This window comes from Helicobacter sp. 13S00401-1 (genome assembly GCF_002272925.1).
In the GTDB taxonomy this organism is placed as follows: Bacteria; Campylobacterota; Campylobacteria; order Campylobacterales; family Helicobacteraceae; genus Helicobacter_I.
Genome location: NZ_MLAR01000053.1, coordinates 1 through 457 on the forward strand (window position 1 = coordinate 1; position 457 = coordinate 457).

1 protein-coding gene is annotated in these 457 nt (G+C 36.8%); it reads left to right on the forward strand.

Going from position 1 to position 457, the window contains the following annotated elements:
- Positions 1 to 74: 74 nt before the first annotated feature.
- Positions 75 to 457: phosphoenolpyruvate hydrolase family protein (locus BKH43_RS08395; protein ID WP_143429072.1), on the forward strand; the 383-nt coding region annotated here is incomplete at its 3' end.

Here is a 457-nt window from a genome sequence, read left to right on the forward strand (position 1 = left end):
AAGTAAGCAAATAGGTAAGTAGTAAAGAGATTAGCTTACTTAGATTTTTAAGTAAGCATAAGAAAGGATAGGTAATGCCAAGAGTAATAAAAGTCATATTAGCTGCTAGCTTGATAGTTAGTCTTAGCTCTGTAGCTATGGCTGCTACTAGAGGAGTTAAAAAGTCTCATAAAATATCACACATTAAAACTGCTAACTATGATATAGATGGGATAAGGTTCTTGCTAGGAGCAGGAGCAGGAACTGGACTAAGTGCACAAAGTGCTAATAGAGGCTTTTCTATACTAGCCCCTAATGCAGGGCTAGATGCTAAGCTAAAGCTAGGTAGCGCAATCTTTACTACAAGAAAGACTAGTACTCTTGGCTTACAAACAACTATAAGTATGGGTGCTAACTCACTAGGATCAACTTCAAGTTTTAATCCTCAGTATTCAGTAAACCTAGATTTCATACAAGC